The following is a 19775-nucleotide window of genomic DNA, read 5'->3' as shown; positions in this document are numbered from 1 at the left end:
ACAGTTGAAATAGGTATGACAAAAGGTATATTTTTACGTCAGTCTTTAACGTTTAAGAATAAACGCAAATGAGTAATTTCTTTATAAGATCGGAGGAAGTTATGTCAATTTACAATGAAAAACTAATTGAGCTTTTATCAATCGAACAAAAATTCGATAAATCCTTTTTGCATATCAAACTATTATTTAATCAAGAAATAGAACTTCATTGGGAAATTGACAACGAAACGGCCAATCTTATGAAATCAAAAATTATTTTTGATGATAACTATAAGTTTAGCCTTTCTTTATGTAGTAATTTGGATGAAGATAAAAATCAGTTTACTAGTTTTGTAACTAAATCAAACAATAATGAGAGTGAAAAAATCTACTTTCCTTGTTCAGAAGAGTTTCATCTTCAACTTCACTCCATAAAAAATATGAAAGATCTTAGGATTTTAATAGATCTACCATATTTATCAATTAGTCGATCCAGTTCAAAAAAAGAAAAGAGTAATTCAAAACGTTATAAACTTTATGGTTGGCTTACTGTTGCTGCTATTAGTATTCTATCGATTAGTTTAATAGCTTATAAGAGTCAAACTTGTAAATCAGAATCTTTATTTTGCGGAAAAAAACCAGCAAAAGCTGAAAGTGTTTCAAAGGCACAAACGATAAAAACTCCAGCGAAACAAATAAAACCAAATCAGGATAAACAAGATCCAAATAAAACTGCTATTAAAAATGTATCTCAACCGAATGTGCACACAAATGAACCAGATGTTAGATATGCAATTAAGCAAGAACCTAATAAACCCGTTCAATCTATTTATCCGACTGTAAAATTAAACAATGTAGTTAGCTATAGTATCCCACAAGGTAGTGTAGCCATTACTTTTGATGACGGCCCCTCAAAGTATTCGAAGGAAATAGTAAATGTTTTAAAAAAATATAAAGTTGGCGCTACTTTTTTCTACATCGGAGATAACGTTGTAAGATATCCTGAAAATGTACAATATGCATATTCTAACGGGTACTCAGTTGGAAGCCACTCCATGCACCACGATGACTTCATAAAACTAACTTATAAAAATCAAGAAGATGATCTGGTTAGAACAAATAACTTAATAAAAAATATTACAAAACAAGAAACAACCCTTTTCAGACCACCATACGGTGCAAAAAACCAAGCAACTATTGAATTAATGCAAAAACATCAATTTAAAATGGTTTTATGGGATAAAGATACTGAAGATTGGAAGAACCGCAATACAAATACAATTATAAATTACGTTAAAAGCCACACTGAATCTGGAAGTATCATTCTACTTCACGAAACGAAACCTTCTTTAGATGCTTTACCACAAATTATTGAATATCTTCAATCAAAAAATTTAAAAATTGTTAGTTTAAATTAGAAAAGTAGTCGCTAATAGCGACTACTTTTTTATTCAAACGTTTGTTTAAACTTTAAACCATTTGCTTCTCTATTTTTCAAGCTATTATTTAGAGTAATACTTTTCATTCGTTAATTCAAAAGTATATGAATGTATATCTTCTTCATTAGTTGTTCCCCTATTTACCAAGCCTTTATTAATAAATTTATTTCTCTCTAAAATTTGGATTGATTTTTGATTTTCTGACTGAACAATTCCTTCAATGACTTGTAAATGAAGTGTATTAAATCCATATGCTAACACTGCTTTTAATGCCTCTTGCATGATTCCTTTTCCTTGAAGCTCTGGTGAAAGTTCATATCCAACTTCCCCTTTCGATTGCTCAACCGAAAAATTCCACAAGCAAATTGTACCGATTAATTGATCACTTTCTTTAAAAGTAATTCCCCAAAGAACCCAATCATTACGTTCAATTCCTTCATTAATCATTTTTATATATTGAAGTGCTTCATCTACTTCTTTTGCGATCGGTCTGTTAATATATTGGGACACTTTTTTATTTGAACGTAATGCAAATATTTCATATTGATCTTCATTATTCATTTGTCTTAAAACTAATCGGTTCGTGTTTATTTTTGGAAATGGGTTAAAACTATAGTGTTCTTTAATCATATATCCTCCAACTAAGTTAGTAAGATTAGTACAGTTTGCAGACTCTTATTTCTATTATCTATAATCTCAATATGTAAATAAATAGCTATTTTACCCACTTGATTCATTTGTACTATCAGCAATTTCAAATAAACCGACTATTAAAGAGCAAAATTTTAAGATTTTTTGCTTTTTTTGTTTTGGTTCTTTTTATGCTTTATAACGCCAGTTGCTTAGAACAGAAGTACTCCTTGGCTCTTTTTTTTGATTAATTGTCTATAGTTTGTTTACGAATAGGTATGCCATCTGTATACTACTAACTTAGGCCAAATTTCCATTAAACGGTTAGGCTAATTTTATAGTAAAAATTTCCTTAAATATTTTTTACTTTTTATAAAACTTTTTCGAATAGGTATACGTCTTTTATAATGTGTACCTTCTTAGATACGTATCTCAAAAAAGGAGCTCTTTAAATGAAGGGGAAGTCTAACTTAGAAAAGGAACTTGTAGATTTTATTATTAATAATAAAGATGATTTTTATCGGTTAGCTTATAGCTACGTTAAAAACTCAGAAGATGCGGTGGATATATTACAAGATTCTATTCATAAAGCCATTTCCTCAAAAGATAAATTAAAAAATGAACAATCTTTAAAAAGTTGGTTTTATAGAATTGTAGTAAATACATCATTAGATTTTTTAAGAAAACAAAAAAAAGTAACTGTAATGGATGAAGAAACGATTGAGTTATATTCTTCAGGACAGGATGATAATTATACAGATATTGATTTAGAAAGATCATTAGAATCTTTACCTACTAAATATCGGGCTGTAATTGTCCTCAGATATTTCGAAGACTTAAAGATTGAAGAAGTTGCTGAAATTTTACAGGAGAGTCCAAATACAATCAAAACTCGTTTATATAAAGCTTTAGAAATACTCCGGATTAAAATGAAATGAATTTATTTTTGGGAGGCCAATTAGTTGGATAAAAAATTAGAAAAATTAAGATCGGACTATAAAAATGTCCCTATCCCTGATAATTTGGACATTATTGTTAAAAAAGCAATTAAACGTTCCATACAAAAAAGATTCCCTCTAAAGTCAATTACAGGTTTTTTTACTGCTGCGCTATTTGTTTTATCAATTAATACTAGTTCGACTTTTGCAAAGACATTATCGAATGTTCCAATACTTGGAAATGTTGTTAATGTACTAACTTTTACTGAATATACTGTAGATGAGCCAACCTATAAGGCAGATTTAAAAGTCCCAGCCGTTAAAAATTTAAAAAATAAAGATTTAGAGCAAAGCTTAAACAAAAAATACTTAGAAGAAAATAAGAAGCTATATGATCAATTTATGAAAGAAACAGAATCTGTAAAAAAAGATTCTGGTGCACACTTAGGAATTGATAGTGGTTATGAAGTTAAAACAGATAATGAGGACATATTGTCGATTGAAAGATATGTTGTTAATACTGCTGCTTCTTCCTCAACAACTATGAAATTTGACACAATTGACAAAAAAAAGGAAATTTTATTGTCATTACCTATTCTTTTTAAAGATAAATCATATGTAAAAATAATTAGTCAAAACATTAAAGAACAAATGAAAGAGCAGATGAAAAAAGATGGAAGTAAGGTATACTGGATACCGGAGGCAAATCTTGACTATTCAATCGATCCTTTCGTAAGCATTAAAGACAATCAAAATTTTTATATAAATAAAGATCATAAGCTTGTTATTTCATTTGATAAATATGAAGTTGCCCCTGGTTATATGGGTGTTGTTGAATTTACAATTCCAACTGACGTTCTTTCAAAAGTTTTAGTTGGGCATCATTATATTAGATAACTTTTAAACAAACGAATAAAAGAGCCACTCTTAATTGATTAGATTTGGCTCTCTTTTAAAAATACTTTAACAAAAAGCCAAATATATAAAGAAGGCTGACATAAATAGTTAAATTAGGGGAAGGGGAAATTAGTAATGAACTTCGCGGTTCAGACGGTTAAGAAATTAAATTTTATAAAAGCTCAACATTTGTTCGAAAAAGAAATCGTTTATGAGGTGTTTAAACGAAGAGGTTCTGCTTATGTCTAATACTAATAAACCGTTTCGTTATATGGCTGGATTAGACGGGCTTAGAGCATTAGCAGTTTTATCGGTCATTGCATATCACTTAAATTTTTCTTGGGCTTCTGGTGGGTTCCTAGGTGTAACAGTATTCTTTGTACTCTCAGGTTATTTGATTACTGATTTATTAATTGCCGAGTGGAGTACAAATCAAAGGATCGACTTAAAAAGTTTTTGGTACCGCCGCGCAAAAAGGCTTTTACCAGGAATGTTCACCTTACTACTAATCGTCATTGCATTTGTTTCATTATTCAAATCATCAATGATCGGAAATTTAAAACAAGATTCTGTAGCTGCAATATTTTATTACAGTAATTGGTGGTATATTTTCCATCATCTTTCGTACTTTGAGTCTTATGCAAATCCATCAATATTAAATCATTTTTGGTCGTTAGCAGTTGAAGAGCAATTTTATATTATTTGGCCAATTCTTACTTTATTAGGCTTAAAATATATTAAAAATAAAGATCGCCTATTTTTATATACAATAGTTGGTGCAATCATTTCTGCATTACTGATGGCTATATTATTCCATCCGGGTAGTGATCCTAGTAGGGTCTATTACGGTACTGATACGAGAGCTTTTTCTTTATTAATAGGAGCATCATTAGCATTAGTATGGCCTAGCCGAAAACTTACAAATAATGTTACAACCTCTGGAAAGATTTTAATTGATCTAGTTGGGATTACGGGTTTACTTATTTTTCTACTTATGGTCGGTAAAACAAATCAATATGATAGTTTCCTTTATCGCGGAGGAATGTTCCTATTGTCTATTTCTGCTGCAATGCTAATCGCAGCACTCGCTCACCCTACAAGTAAGATTGGTAGATTTCTAGCAATGAGACCGTTAAAATGGATCGGATTACGTTCATATGGAATCTATTTATGGCAGTACCCTGTAATTATATTATTATCTCCTAAGGTTAACACTGGCGATATTTCACTTTTTAGAGCAATTTGTCAAATTACATTAATATTTGTTCTTGCAGCACTTTCCTATCACTATATTGAAGATCCAATTAGAAAAGGTAAACTAGGTATACTTTGGAAGAACTTCCTAGCAGGAAATATTAATTTAAAAGAATTCTTTTATAAACATATTGTGATCATAAGCACGTTTATTTTACTATCTGGTATCGCAAGCTTTGGACTATCTGTTCTTCCTGATGCCAAAGATGTAAAAGCAAGCTCAGAAATTGAATCAGTTCAATCCGTATCAAAGCAATCATCTGAAACTGTTAAAAACGATACTAAAAAACCTCCTTCAACAACTATAGTTGATCACGATAAACAGGTAACTAAGCCAATTCAGCAAAATGATGATGAAAAAACAGTAAATAATGAAGTAAAAACAGAAGAAAATAAAGATGTAAAAACAGAAAATAAAGATGAAAAGCCAGTTACTGACAATACAAATAAGCAAAATAATAATGGTCAAACAACTGAAGATTCTAAACCAGGTGTAAATAACAATCAAACTCCAAATACTAATAATAATAAACCTGCTGAAACGAATAAGCCGGTTGTTTCAAACAATAGTGTATTTATTATAGGAGATTCTATCGTTATTAATTCAATTCCTGAACTTAAAAAAACATATCCATCTCTTTCGGTTAATGCTAAAATTGGAAGACAATTTACTGAAGCATCTGCAATTATTCAACAAGCAAAAAGCACAAATTCGCTTGGGAGTACTGTTGTCATAGAGCTAGGTACAAACGGTCCGTTTACCGTAAAACAAATGTCTTCTCTTATAGAGTTAATTGGAAAAGATCGAAAAATTTTATTTGTTAACACGCGAGTACCAAGACCTTGGGAATCGTTTGTTAATAAAACTTTAAGGGAAGGTTCAAGTAAATACCCAAATACTAGAGTTGTAGACTGGTATAGTGCTAGCGCCAATCATAATTCATATTTTTCTCCGGATGGCGTTCATTTAAAACCAGATGGTGCAAAAGTATTTGCGTCATTACTAATAAATGCTATTGAATCTTGGAAGTAACGCCGGTTGAATTAGAAACATGGTAAAAGAACACAGGTCAAACTTGAAGTGCACCCCGAATGTTAGGGGTGCATTTTTTTATGACTAAATTTAAATAATCTAATTAAAACAGAGAAAAGCCACAAGGTAAATTCCTTGTGGCTTTCACGCTGTTGAAAAACAACCTTCAATTAAATTACCAAATTTTCGTAAAGGGGTAGAGTGATGTTGATTTCCACTACAGGATGCTCGCTTTCCATGGGGCGAGATTCTTTAGCCTCCTCGGCAAGCCTGCGGGGTCTCAGCCTTCCCGCTAATCCCATAGGAGTCGAGCATCCCTCCGTTCCAATCAACTTATTCATAAAAAAGTCTGTAATAAATTCTAATCAAGTAGCCTTTACTTAGAGTTATCTAACAGTTGTTTATAAATCAGTTTGTAGGTCGATTTATATCGAATATTAATTAAACTAAACAAATCAATTGAACTTATTTTTCTAAAAATTAGCTCTTAATTTTTTACTTCTGAAAAAATCTTTTTTAGTGTTATTGGAATCATAAAATTAATCAAACATATTAACATTTAAATACATTAAAAGATCATCCAAAAAATGATAACTTCTTCATTAATATATGTTCATTTAATGTCCGTTTTCCCTATTGACAATTTTATATTTCAACATTCTAAAAGCCACAAGGTAAATTCCTTGTGGCTTTTTATCGGAAAAGTTCTTGCACTCTAGTTAAATTTCTTTTTTAATTCTTCTAACGTTAATTTACCTGCTTTTTCAACTGGTTTAATAGATGTTGGGAAAAATGGGTTTGTTGTCATGAAGTTCTTTTCAACATAATTGAAGTCCTGGATATCAACTACTCCATCTTTATTTAGATCTTCCTTCAATTTATCGCCAGTTTCCTGAGCTTTATTTGCAATAAGCTTTGCATCATAAATGTCGATTACATTGTCACCATTAATATCTCCTGCTGCTGCAGTATCAGTATAAGCGAAATAGTCTATACCTTGAACTTTTCCATCTATTACTTTACTTAATTTAATTTTTCTACTATATTGATAGTGTCCTGGAATGTTAACTACGAATGTATAATCATCCTCAGTTGCTGGAATATCAAAGATCGTCATATAGCCATTTTCTGAAATATCCGCTTTATATTGTTTACCGTTTTTATCTACAACATATGCTTTTACACCTAACGTCGAATAGTCTAAATCGTAGTTATAAAAGTTAACTGCTTCACCGTGGAAATACCCTTCTAAAACTGAATGTTGGGCGATGAATTTAAAGCGATTAGCATATGTCGGTAACGTAACCTTATTACCTTCATTTGTTTGATATGTTGACTCTTGATAATAAAAGCCACTTTCCCTCATATAGTTAAGGTCGCTCACAACCTTTAAATTAATATCTAATAAATCAATATTCCCATTAATTTTTACTGGTAAATTCGTCTTTTTATCCTTAATATCAATTGAAAATGTCGTAATACTTGACCAAGTATCCTCTGTTATTTGTGGTTTTCCAATGCGTATACTCCAATTATTTTTCTTCATTAACTCATCTAATTGTTTCGATTGCTTTACACTCATAACTTTGTAATAGTTTGGTATATTTATTGTCGCATTGGCACTTGTTAAGTCCTTTGCATTGTGAATCGTAAATGTACTTGTAAACTCTGAACCTAAAGTAACTTCCTTAGACTCTGTATTAATTGTTGAATATCGCTCACCTTTATTCATAATCGTAAAATCTGGGAAAACCGGATTTCCTGCTGATGCATAATCATAAGTATAAATTGCTACGTTCGTAGGATAATTTGCGTACTCTTCTGGTAATACACCAAATTTAAAGTCACCATTTTTAGTTGGGAAAAATTGTGCTGTCGGCCATGAAGAATCCTGATAAGCATAAACTGAGTTTGCTTCCTGAGTTAAATCATGTCCCCTACTTTTTAGATAATCAATTGTATCGTCGTATACATTCCCGTGGACCCAGTAAGCTTTGTAGTCTTTACCATCCATTGGGTTTGTTTCGGTTGTCAAATCTGCATCGGAAATTTCATTAATGCCTGTCTTTTTATCAAATACTACTTTTGGAGGTGTATTATCAATTACCATATCATTGTCTACTTTATAGGTTTTTCCATCTGCATCTGTACCAATATAAGAAACAATATATTTGCCCTCATCCAATGATTCATACTCTAAAGATAATGGCTTATTTGGGTCACCTGTAAATAATTTTACATCACCTGAAAAGCCGTACATGATTAAGTAGTCTGTATCAACATTTGCACCATCTAAATCGAAAGTACCATACAGACCAATTGGCTTGCCAGATAGATCGCTAACAACGACATCGATTTTTTTCATTTCACTGTTTAATCTTATTGTAACTGGTGTAAAAGGTAGAATATCAGGATGGAAGTTACTTAAGTCACTTGTAATTGCATTTTTAAAGAAATCAACTTTTGCAAAGCCACTTGTCGTATATCTCACGTGGAATGGTATTTGGTACTCTTGTGTTTTTGATTCATTTTCTACATAAATATATCCTTCATATATGCCAAACTCAGCAGATTTTGGTATTGTTACTTTGGCATCTATATTGACACTCTCATTCCCATTAACAGTTACTTTTGAAGGTAAATCAAGTTTTACACTATTTTTACTAGCATCCTTTGAAACGTCATCGATCGTTAAAAATTCTACTCTTGTATGATATGTTTCATTATTATTACTTAAATTTTTAATACTAATTGATGTTGTTCGTTTTTGTTCCTCACTTGTTTGTGTAATACTTCCGAAAGGTAATGAACCTGATACATCATCAATTTGCTTTTTAAACCCATTTTCATCTAATGTGTACGTTTTATTTTGTACTTCTACTAAAGTCGTGTTATGAACTGCCTCATAAGCATCTACTCGTCCAGCTCCAACTTCGTTTACATTATATGTTCTTCCTTTTAATGGATCCGCTGTATTCATAAGTGCTGCTTTTACGTCGGCAACAGTATATTCTGGATGAGATTGTAGTAATAATGCAGCTACACCCGCAACATGCGGTGTAGCCATTGAAGTTCCATCCATACTCGCGTAACTAGTGGAGTAATCCGTTTCTTCCCCAGGATTATTAATATATTCTGGCACCGTTGAGAAAATAGAAACTCCTGGTGCCACAACATCTGGTTTAATATCAAAATTATTACTTACAGGCCCTCTGGAACTAAAATCTGCTAATACGTCACCAGATGTCATATTTGACTGTAAATCTGTCATTTTTAATTTAACTTCCGGATTTTTATTGAGTTCATCAACAATGCTTTTCCCTTCCTCTTGACTCATTTTAAAGGTCGGTACGTATCCAAAGTTTTCACCTAAGAAGAAAGGAATCTCTTCTTCTATATTGTTATAAATTAACACTGCTACTGCCCCTTTTTCATGAGCACGGCGTATTTTTTCATCAAAAGATAAAGTACCACGTGATATTAACGCCACTTTACCACTTACATCTTTATTTACATAATCCTCTTTTGCACCGATTCCTACATCTACTACATTCAATTCTTTATCAAGAATACTTAAATAATCTTTTCCTAAACCGTGAGCCATTAACTCATTTTTAACTGAAACATCCCCTATACTCGTCTGTACAGTTGGTATATCTGTAGGAACATCGCTTGCTCCAACAGTAATAGCTAACGGTGATGAACCAGGAGAACCTAATGAACCTGGCGTAGGACCTGCGTTACCTCCTGCTACAACGGGAACTACTCCTTGCAAAGCTGCATTATTAATCGCTACTGCTGTAGCATCTAAAGAATAATTATTACTATTTCCTAAAGAAAGGTTAATCACATCCATGCCATCTTCTACAGCCTTTTCTATACCAGCAATAATCCAAGAATCATATCCTGAACCATAATGCCCTAAAACGCGATATGCATATAAATCAACATTTGGTGCAACGCCAGTCATCGCATAATCAACATTATTTCGTGGGTTTGATGCAATCGTACCTGCAACATGCGTTCCATGCTCAGTAACAAATGGACGACCATCAATTTCTGCCGGCTCACCAGAAGCAACAAGATCTGCAGGTGTAGACTCCATTGGATCCGAGTCATTATCTACAAAATCATAACCACCTTTATAAACATCCTTTAAATCCGGATGATTGTAATCAATACCCGTATCAAGAACTCCTACTTTAATCCCCTGTCCATTTATATCCTCGTTATGTAAACGATCCACACCCATAAGTGGTAAAGCTGGTGGAACGCTTTTATTTTTAGCAGAAGAATTAACAGAAAGCTCATTGATTGGTACACTAACTTTGTTATCCTTCCATACTCGTTTCACAACACCTGTTTGAAGAAGCAAATTTATTTGATCAGTCGGAATAGTCATTGCCACTCCATTAAATACATTTTCAAATGATTGTTTAATATGAAACTGATTTGTTTTCTCCTTAGCTTGCTGAGTTATTTCTACTTTTTCGTTTTTCTTATTCCATAATTCCGTTAATCGCTTTATAAAGAATGCTTGTTCACCTTTAATTTTTTCTTTCTTACTTTTAGATAACTCTTTTAATTTCCCATTTTGACCATTTTCAATTGGTGAAGTTTTTAGTTCAACAATTATATTTGCAGTTTTATCTTTTAAAGATAATAAACTAGGGTCGATCACAAAACCTTCTTGAGGAGTTAAACGTTTAATCGATTGTCTTTGCTCATCTGTCAGTCCCTTTAAGATTGATTCAACAGAGTTCGAAGTTGCATAAGATTTTTTTTGAGGCATTAAATAAGATGTAAAAAAGCTTGTAGTTAATACACTTGTTACCATTACATTTAGCATTTTCTTATTTCTAATCTTCATTTCGATGCGCTCCTTCTACTAGATTAAGTTAAAAAACTAGCTCTAATTCATTCCTCCAATTAAAAAAATGATGTAAAATTAGAGTTAGAATAATTAGATAAATCTAATAATTTAATTGTAATTTAGCAATTTTTCGTGGTAAATGGGGGTTATTTCAGTCCAAATTTTTATTTATAATCCTATTTCGACATTAATCATTATAACTTTTTAGAATTAAAGTCACATATTTTACTAAATTTATTGAATTATTGATTGTGTTTGAATAGAATGCCATTAAAATTCAATAGAAATTTTTATTATAAACTTGGGGGAATCGATGGTTTTCTACTGCTCAAACTATTAATAAAAAGGTTTACAAAAGGGAGAAATTTGTTATGTATGAGGGGAAAATCATAAAATATTATCGAGAAAAATCTCAGATGACACAGGAACAGTTAGGGAAAGGAATTTGTTCTAGTACGCATATTAGTAAAATAGAAAGATCTCAAACAGAATATGCAAATGAAATTATAGCCCTACTATCGGTTCGACTTGGAATAAAAATCGAAAATGAGATTTTAAAATTAAAAAATATTAAGATGCGTATAAATAGTTGGCAGCAGTCTATTGCAATGCAGCTAATTGACGAAATAGAAGAAATCAACTTAGAACTTGAGCAAGAAGAGTTAATTCAAATTTCAAATTATGTTAATCAATATAAATTACTTCGCATCAGATATTTATTAATGAAGAATTTAATGAATGAAGCAAAAGAACTCATTAATGAAATAAAAAAAATAAAGCACAAATTATCGCCTTATGAAGTAAATCTTTTTAGACATGTTCAAGGTATTTATCACTTAACGAATCATGAACCTTTACTTGCCATTCAAGTTTTAAAGAAAATTAATAATGAAGAATATGCAAATGAGGAATATTATTATCACTTAGCTTCTGCTTACCATTCTAACGATTTACCTGTTATGGCTTACTTTTATGCTGATAAAGCCCGACAGTATTTCAAAAGTATTAATTCTTATCTTCGGGTTATCGACTCCGAAATGCTTATGCTTATACAAATTAAGGATAATGAAGAATTTTCAGAGACGATTAAAAGATTTGAAAACTTAATCCAAAGCTGCGAAATTTGTAGATCATCAGACCGAAAAGCAAGGGTATATCATAATTTAGCCTTTGAATATTATCGAAGAAAAAATTATGAGTTAGCAAAAAAATACTATTTTGAGTCTATGAAATTGAAGGATTCCAATTCTATACCATATTTACTTTCCCTAGAAGGCTATATACGAAGTTCCTATTATGGAGAACTATTACCTAAAGGCGAATTATTACAGTATGTAGGTAAAGGATTTGATATTGCTTCCAAAAAAAATGACAAACTTTTTATCAATTTATTCATCTTATTAGACTTTTTAATCTTAGAAAAAGAACAAGAATACTACCAATTTTTGGCGGAGCATTCATTACCATTTTTTAAAAAACTAGGATTCGCTTATCTAATCAATCATTCGGAAAAAGAATTGTTTAACTATTATTTTAAACGCAAACAAACCCGTAAAGCACTAGGTATGGCAAATACTTTAATCAATCAGTAATAGATAGTAAAAGGCATGTCTCATATTAATGGGACATGCCTTTTTGTTATTATCATTTTTTAGCTGGCATCGCTTCTTCAAGTGCAAGATGATTCGTATATAAATAAGTAGCGTAATCTTTACCAACATATCGAATATGCCATGGTTCATAGTGATATTTTGTTATATCTACTTTATCTTCTGGGTAACGAATAATAAAGCCGTATTCATGTGCATGCTCTGCTAGCCATGTTCCTTCAGGTGTTTTGGCAAAACCTACTTCTAAAGCATTTCCAAATGCCGGTGATGAAACATCTATCGCTAGTCCAGTTTGATGTTCACTCGTTCCTGGGTATGCACTGAATGCCTTAGTCCACGCCTCACCGTGTACAGAAATATAATTATTGTATAAAGCAACTTGTCGATCATACGAACGGTATCCAGAAATTGCTGTTAATGTATAGCCATCCGCAGCTGCACCAGCAAATAACTTCTCTAATGCATGTCCAGCTTCACTTCTCATTCTAGTTTTTTCTTTTACTGCCCCATTTAGTGGTATTGATGGATAGATAAGATCGTTAGGTTCATAACCATCTGGTAACTTTCGATCTTTATTAACTAAAACTAAATTTGAATCAACGTTTAACACTTCTAATAATCCAGATTCGTCTTCTTTTGTAGTTTTATAATAATCTGGAAAATTTAGTACAATGTCATTTTTAACCTTAGCATCCTTTTTAATCACAATCGTTTTAGGTTCTTTGTTTTGTTCATAAAGAGTACCTGCAACTCCAGCTACTAAAACTAAGGAAATTGCGATTCCTATAATTGGTTTTTTTCTACGATTTTTTATAGCTCTGGACAATGGTTTTCTCCTCCTATAATTTCTATACCTTTTATCGTTTTTTTAATTGTTTGTCGTAAGTATTTGATAGATGATTAATAAAGTTATTTTTTATTCTAGTATCGTCACGAATTCTTTTAATCAAACTACTAATAATCAACGTTTAAGATTAAACAAAAGCTAACGAGAAAAATAGTTAAATTTGTTTTACTAAAAATAGACGATTTAATTATACAAAAAGTTTTATAATCTGACATTTTTTTTAATTATATGTTATGTTAATAAATAGTATTTAAAACAATTTTAAAGTTTTTTTAATATAATTTAATAAAGTATAATCTTTAGGAAGAATATTCACTAAAAAGACTGATTCATCTAAGAATTTACACACTGAAGAATAAAATAATAAACCTTCTTTTCGGAAGGTTTTTTTATATTTAAATAACAACAAAATTAATTATACTATATAAATTTAAGTCAAAAGTACTATTCATTCTAATTTCCGAGACTTTTGTATGTCGAATAAATGTCGATTGAGTATTTAACCCATGCCACTATTGGGTTTTGTGGATTCAATTTGCTTAATTACACCGTCAAATAAATATGTTATAAACTGGAACAAAAAAAACAAGAATACCCAGAAAGTATTCTTGTTTTTAATTTAAACTTTTTAAGTTTTATTAACTATGCAAATTTCCTTTTAACCAAGGCCGATTCCGATAATGACCTATTGGAATTTGAATTAAACTTGTTTTTCCTATTTCGTCTAATTGATATAGCTCATCGCATAATTTCACATTATATCCAAGTAGTGGATGCCCCCCTAATCCTAATGCTGATGCAGCTATTATTAAACGTTGAACCATTATGCCAGCTTCCATCTGTTGGATTCGATAGCCTCTATAACTATGAGTCGATTTTATATGCTCCATATTTCCCACTACATGTATACAAATTGGTACTTGGAATAAATTAACGGTATGGGCATTCATTCCATATTGGAGTTGCATACGATGATCGCCTAATTTAGTTTGTACTAGCGTATGGGTATGATCATCATAATAATAAGCACCATTGTTAATGCCTTCAACGTTATACAAACATAAATATAATTTTGGACGGTTATTATTATTTTTAAAGGATCCATCTAAATCATTTATATATGAGAAGGATGCTGTTGCCTCTTTCAGTAGTGTTGCTAGGTTTATTTGACTAATAGGTCGAAAAACAAAGTCAAGTTCAGGTGAAAACCGTTCTTTACATATAGTAGCTAAATCATAAGATAGACGACCCACTTTAGGTAATATTATTCGATTCCTTTCATCTAAACCATCAACAGCTTCATCAACATTTCTAAATGTTTGAGTCGATTCAATCATCGATACTTTATTCAGTTTAATTAGCATTGGGAACTCTTTAATCTTTTTCGATTTTACTAAATATTTATGAGAAACTGTTTCTAGCTCTTTACTTAAATCGATAGAATTGTAATTTTTACTTTTTACATTACCTTTTGAAATTAAGGTAGATTCTTCAATAGAAAGTGGAATGACTCCATATACACTTTCCTCACGTTCGTTTATGCCGATTAAATGGTTGATCGCTTGATCTAGAAACTGGTAATATACTCCCGCTTTAAACCCAAATCGTTTTGCCATCTCTATAATCTGACCAATTAGCACACCGCAATCTAACCCTTGAAGGCGATATGAAAAATTATTGTATTTAAAGAAATTTTTCCAAAACATTGTTGAAATAAAAATAGTACCAAAACACTTTGGAAGATCACATCTATTTCCTAAAGCTCTTGATACATAAGAATCAAAATTTCCTTCTCTTAATAAAACTAAGCAATGTCTTGCAACATCATAATGATAAATCCCTGAAGAGATTTGGTCAGACTTAAGATATAAATACAATTCATTCGGATACAATCCTCCACCAGAAGGGATGAATCTTCGGTTTGAAGTCATCATATTAACCATTTCGTTGGAGCCGGAAGTAATTGCTGTTTGAGCAACCTGTGCTACTCCATATACATACCATAGAAAGTAGCCTATTTCGTCTAAATTCGGCTCAATTAAGTCCCTTTTTTCTTTTAATGATAATGGAACGTTAAGAGAAAGTGGAATAGTAGGTAAATCTTTATAAAGCTTATAAGTTAGTGGGGCATCCTCCCAATCTACTTCCCAATCCGATTGATTTGTCTTTTCAATATCAAAATGAAGATTGTGTAGAAATGTTTGTAAACTCATCCAAAAACCTCCTAGAACACCACTTATGGGAATGGGTGCGGATATGGATTGAGCTGCTCCGGCTTTAGCGGCTTCTTCGTATAGCCCAATTTAACAGGAACTTTTAACACTCGATCAAGTCCATTCAATCGTTTTAGATGATTGCCGAATGTCATAGGCAACATTCCTGGAATTAAGACTTTTACACAAGATAATCCATTTCTTTTGATTTCAGGAGTAGTTTGATCGACTACAATCACATCAAGATTTAATTGTTTAAATACTTGTAGAATATCCTTTAGATCATTCGTCAAATCCAGATGGTTTGTATCCCATTTAAATTCTTCTTCAAAAGTCTTTAATGGACGGTTATCATCTAATAAAAATTTCAGACGTTCCTCTGCTTGACGTAAACCATATAACATTCCATGATCATCCATTTGTTTAACGAGATTATTGTCTAAAAGCATTTTCATATTTTTAGCATAATTTTCTTCAAACTTTTTATCTAATGTTAGCATCATTCCAGCTAATTCATGTACTGCGCTTTTAACTGCCCGAACCGGATCAAGATGAGCACCTGCTGCACAAATAAGATTTAACCCATGTTCTTTACGGTTTTTTGCAATAGCAACAATACTTGGAATTCCATTCTCCATCGTCGAATTAAATAAATGAAGATCGTATCCGCCAACCAAACGCATGCGCTCAATCATTAAATCAAGTTCTTGATCCTTAGCTGATTTTGGATCAAGTCGAGGAAGTGGCAACTGAGCATACCAAGTCATTAAGAATGAATCCCGCTCAACAATTTCCAAAATACCGTAGAATATCGCTTCTTCTAAACTGCCTCCTAATGCACATCCATTGGAAGTTTCATACACAAAACCGTGTCCACATCCTAGACTATAGTATGAAAGCAACTCTGGTACAAGAATCGGCTCTTCCTTCATAAATGAATAGCCCCATACCCAATCAATCTTCCGTTTAGGATTAAACTTCTTAAATGGAAAACGCGGCAGAGCATATTGCTCATTCGAATGAGTACCGACAATTTCAGGATTAATTGCATAATCTTTTACGTTATTATAACTATCATGTACGACCGTTTTTTTCCCTCTTGGAGTGAGGCCGCAATACCTTTCTAATCCTTCCAAAATGGCAGTTAATTCACTAGACTCATATGAAAGTGTACGTCCAGCAGTTCCTTCATCCCCTTGGAGTAACGGTAGGTTTACGACTACATCTGCAAATGGCGTAGTTAGATCAAATGCCTTTCCATTTAAAAATCCAGTCTTTTGACCTAAATAGTCATTAACTAACACTTTTTTTAATTCCTCCATTGAGCGACTACGATAGCTAGTTGGAGAAACTTTCATACTAGGCTCAAGTGAGATAATAGCAGAATCAGAAGTATCGTCTTCTAATTCACCACAAATTGGACATAAAGGATTCGGTAAAAAAAAGTGATTAGAGCTCTTGAGTGTTTTCATATTTAATAAAAAAATTCGTTCCTCTAGACGAGTTTCTTTACCATTCATATATTTTTCTACTTCAGCTGAAATTAAGTAAGCCATTTGTAAAAGTCCCGTTCTTGTACCCCATACATCATCCGATACTCCATCACCTTCTACTAACTGATAATCTATTTCTAGCATTTCTCTGCGCTCTCTACCAGCCATTAAACGTCTAAAATCGGCACACTTTATACATCCTTTTTGACCTGGATGTACTAAAGGTCCGATTACACCCTCCCCAAATGATACACAAGCACGTAGCCATGGAACTGTTCCGATCCTTAACTTTTCATCAGCTTTTTCATAAATCTTAGGGTTCCATGCATCATCCAAAATAAGTATTAAACTAGTATCCTCGGAAACCGGAGACTCTAAATCTTTCTGTTGAACTACTTTATATTTATTTAAAAGAATTTCGGATGTGTACTTACTTAATAATCCTTCTCCAAAAAAGGTAACCGTTGAATTCAAGTTGAGCTCACCTCTCTTAACAAGACACCATAAACTCCCGCTAGTTCATCTACATTAATCGATTCAAGCATAAACTCCAATGTTTGTAATTCCATATTTTTCTGTTTTAAAATATCTATAGCCGCGATTAATAAATCAGTATGTTGAGCACGATTAGATTGAGGAATAATCATTTCGGGTATTTGCTTTTCTTCCACTATAACTAACGAACTTTGAATAGCTGTTGATGCAATTAATTGAATCTTATTTTGTGACTCCTTTAGAACTTGTTTTAGTGCATCTTGTAAGGCCATTGTTATATTTAATCCAACACTTCTATACCAGCCTTTTTCTGTACCAACCCAGACTACTGGAAAGCCACATATCTCTTTTCCTAATGCTATTTTTGGAGATTCATGTATTGTATTTAATGTTTGTAAATAAAATTGAGCACAATTATCTTCAATTTTTATCGCTTTAATTTCTTGAATATGATTTTTATGATCACTCGTTTGTTTATTAAGCTCTTCAGACAAATATTTTTGTAGTGCTCTACAAATACTTTCTGAAAAAGTTTGACCAGTAGCGATTGCGATGTATTCCCCAGGTTCAATACACTCTACAACATCAGACTCAGAATTCTTAATAAGTTGACTCGCTATTTGAGATACATACATTTCAACTCCAGTAAGTCCCGCCTCTCTTCGTGCTTCTTCATGAGTTAATTCAGTACAAATCGTACTCGTTAATAGTTTTACTGGACCTTCTGTCAGAGGATCTACTACTTGTATCCGACATTGAGCTAATGGAAGTTGATTTAATTCGCCCTCATCCCAAACGTGAAATAATCCAGTTTCTTGTGAATTGAACTGCCCTAAGTAGGTTATTAACTTACTTAGATCTCCTCTAGGTTTGTTTTGCTCTAACTTTTCCTCAAAATTATGAACTATTTTAGCTTTCGCTTTTCCAGTCACTAGTGGATGAGGTGAGAATGAGTGCCAACTGCCCTCTAACGTCTCTTGGTTAATAATATAAACCTGATTATTCTTTTCTGTTTCGCGTGACTTTGTAATATCCTTAAATAACTCGAACACCATTATATTTGCCAACATTGCTGATGTCATCAAAGACAATGGTTGGTTGGTTCCTTCTTCACAGAGTATGTTTTGATGCACACTTCTCCATGCCGACTCGAAGCAAGCTTCAGAACTTGATGTCACTAGTGGCCCGGCCATACAAATCTTTTGCGAAGAAATTGCTGGGATAAATCTCTTTTTCTCTCTTTTACAAATCTCATTGAGCATTTTAAGTTCATAAACATGATCATCTTCTGATACATACAAAATCGAATCAAAAGTAGAAACAATCTCTTGTAATGAAAGCTTCTTTCTCTTAATTAATTCAACTTCGACTTCATGATCTGTCCTACGTGCGTTGTCTACAATTTCTTTTATTCGTTTTTTATCTGTATTTTCAGTATTCGTTATTAAAAGATGGAATTTCGCTAACCCCGACTCTAATAATGCTGAAACTAGCGAAGTGACAATTGTTCCAGAACCAATTGCCAATATCTTGGATTGACGATAAGTTTGAAAACGATAGGAACCAGAATCCCCAAAACAATTTAAAAACTCAATTTGACTCGCATACTTATTTAGAATATCTTCAGATAATTGATGTGGATGATCCTTACTTATGTCTCGTGCAAAACCATTTTTATATAAAGTCTCACCAATTTCATAAACTCGATCTCGGTATTGGTCTGGCAAACCATTTGTTAAACTTCCTATTGAGTGTTCACCGTTAAACATAGGAAGTAACTTTTCGATCCACTGATAAACAGAAGCACCTTCCATACGAAATGAACTTAAATTATTCCTAAAATAGACACCTCCATTCGAATCAGGTACAAAAAAAGTATCTCGATTAACCTTTAGCCGTGTAGATGGATTCAATTTTGACATCCTTTTCAACCCCTTCGATCCAGTGAGTTGTACATTGAATAGCATAAATACTTTCTTCATAATCCTATGTATTTTATGTATTCCTTATGTCATAACATAACTAGTAAAACCCCTACATAAATTAAGTAGGGGTTTATTGTCTAAATGGACAA

Annotated in this window: 11 protein-coding genes; 5 read left to right on the top strand and 6 right to left on the bottom strand. The window is 32.2% G+C overall.

The features are described 5' to 3' along the window. The first annotated feature begins 101 nt into the window (after positions 1–101). Complete coding sequence (locus BM319_RS12360) at positions 102–1397, top strand: polysaccharide deacetylase family protein (protein WP_175495607.1); 1296 nt, start codon at positions 102–104, stop codon at positions 1395–1397. An 84-nt stretch (positions 1398–1481) separates the two neighbouring features. Here BM319_RS12360 and BM319_RS12355 read toward each other — a convergent pair whose 3' ends face one another. Beyond that, positions 1482–2048, bottom strand: a complete 567-nt coding sequence (locus BM319_RS12355) for a GNAT family N-acetyltransferase (protein ID WP_025569232.1) — start codon at positions 2046–2048, stop codon at positions 1482–1484. Positions 2049–2500: 452 nt separating this feature from the next. Between BM319_RS12355 and sigV the strand changes: the two genes are divergently transcribed. From sigV to BM319_RS12340, 3 genes are all read left to right on the top strand, one after another. Beyond that, positions 2501–2986, top strand: a complete 486-nt coding sequence (gene sigV, locus BM319_RS12350; protein ID WP_029715399.1) for an RNA polymerase sigma factor SigV — start codon at positions 2501–2503, stop codon at positions 2984–2986. A 24-nt stretch (positions 2987–3010) separates the two neighbouring features. Further along, on the top strand, positions 3011–3883 hold the full coding sequence (gene rsiV, locus BM319_RS12345) for an anti-sigma-V factor RsiV (RefSeq protein ID WP_025569242.1): 873 nt from the start codon (positions 3011–3013) through the stop codon (positions 3881–3883). Positions 3884–4124: 241 nt separating this feature from the next. Next, positions 4125–6170, top strand: coding sequence for an acyltransferase family protein (locus BM319_RS12340; RefSeq protein WP_091022900.1), 2046 nt, complete (start codon positions 4125–4127; stop codon positions 6168–6170). Positions 6171–6885: 715 nt separating this feature from the next. Here BM319_RS12340 and BM319_RS12335 read toward each other — a convergent pair. Next, positions 6886–11040, bottom strand: coding sequence for a S8 family serine peptidase (locus BM319_RS12335; RefSeq protein ID WP_091022898.1), 4155 nt, complete (start codon positions 11038–11040; stop codon positions 6886–6888). A gap of 374 nt (positions 11041–11414) precedes the next feature. Between BM319_RS12335 and BM319_RS12330 the strand changes: the two genes are divergently transcribed. Next, complete coding sequence (locus tag BM319_RS12330; protein ID WP_091022896.1) at positions 11415–12635, top strand: helix-turn-helix domain-containing protein; 1221 nt, start codon at positions 11415–11417, stop codon at positions 12633–12635. Between the two features lie 52 nt (positions 12636–12687). On the opposite strand, the gene BM319_RS12325 is transcribed toward BM319_RS12330, so the two are convergent. The 4 genes from BM319_RS12325 to BM319_RS12310 all read right to left on the bottom strand — a co-directional run bounded on the left by BM319_RS12325 (position 12688) and on the right by BM319_RS12310 (position 19623). Next, positions 12688–13479, bottom strand: coding sequence for a M15 family metallopeptidase (locus BM319_RS12325; RefSeq protein WP_286143744.1), 792 nt, complete (start codon positions 13477–13479; stop codon positions 12688–12690). Between the two features lie 659 nt (positions 13480–14138). Beyond that, positions 14139–15713: a SagB family peptide dehydrogenase gene (locus BM319_RS12320; protein WP_091022894.1), complete on the bottom strand. Its 1575-nt coding sequence runs from the start codon at positions 15711–15713 to the stop codon at positions 14139–14141. A 23-nt stretch (positions 15714–15736) separates the two neighbouring features. After that, positions 15737–17680, bottom strand: a complete 1944-nt coding sequence (locus BM319_RS12315) for a TOMM precursor leader peptide-binding protein (protein WP_091022892.1) — start codon at positions 17678–17680, stop codon at positions 15737–15739. Next, the gene (locus BM319_RS12310) at positions 17677–19623 is read right to left on the bottom strand and encodes a putative thiazole-containing bacteriocin maturation protein (protein WP_025568687.1); all 1947 of its coding nucleotides are present in this window, start codon (positions 19621–19623) and stop codon (positions 17677–17679) included. Before BM319_RS12310 ends, BM319_RS12315 begins: the two co-directional genes overlap by 4 nt. Positions 19624–19775: the final 152 nt, after the last annotated feature.

Source organism: Bacillus sp. UNCCL81, from assembly GCF_900112535.1.
Classification (GTDB): Bacteria; Bacillota; Bacilli; order Bacillales; family Bacillaceae_G; genus Gottfriedia; species Gottfriedia luciferensis_B.
The sequence above is the reverse complement of the archived record's forward strand: the minus strand, read 5'-3'. Positions and strand labels throughout refer to the sequence as shown.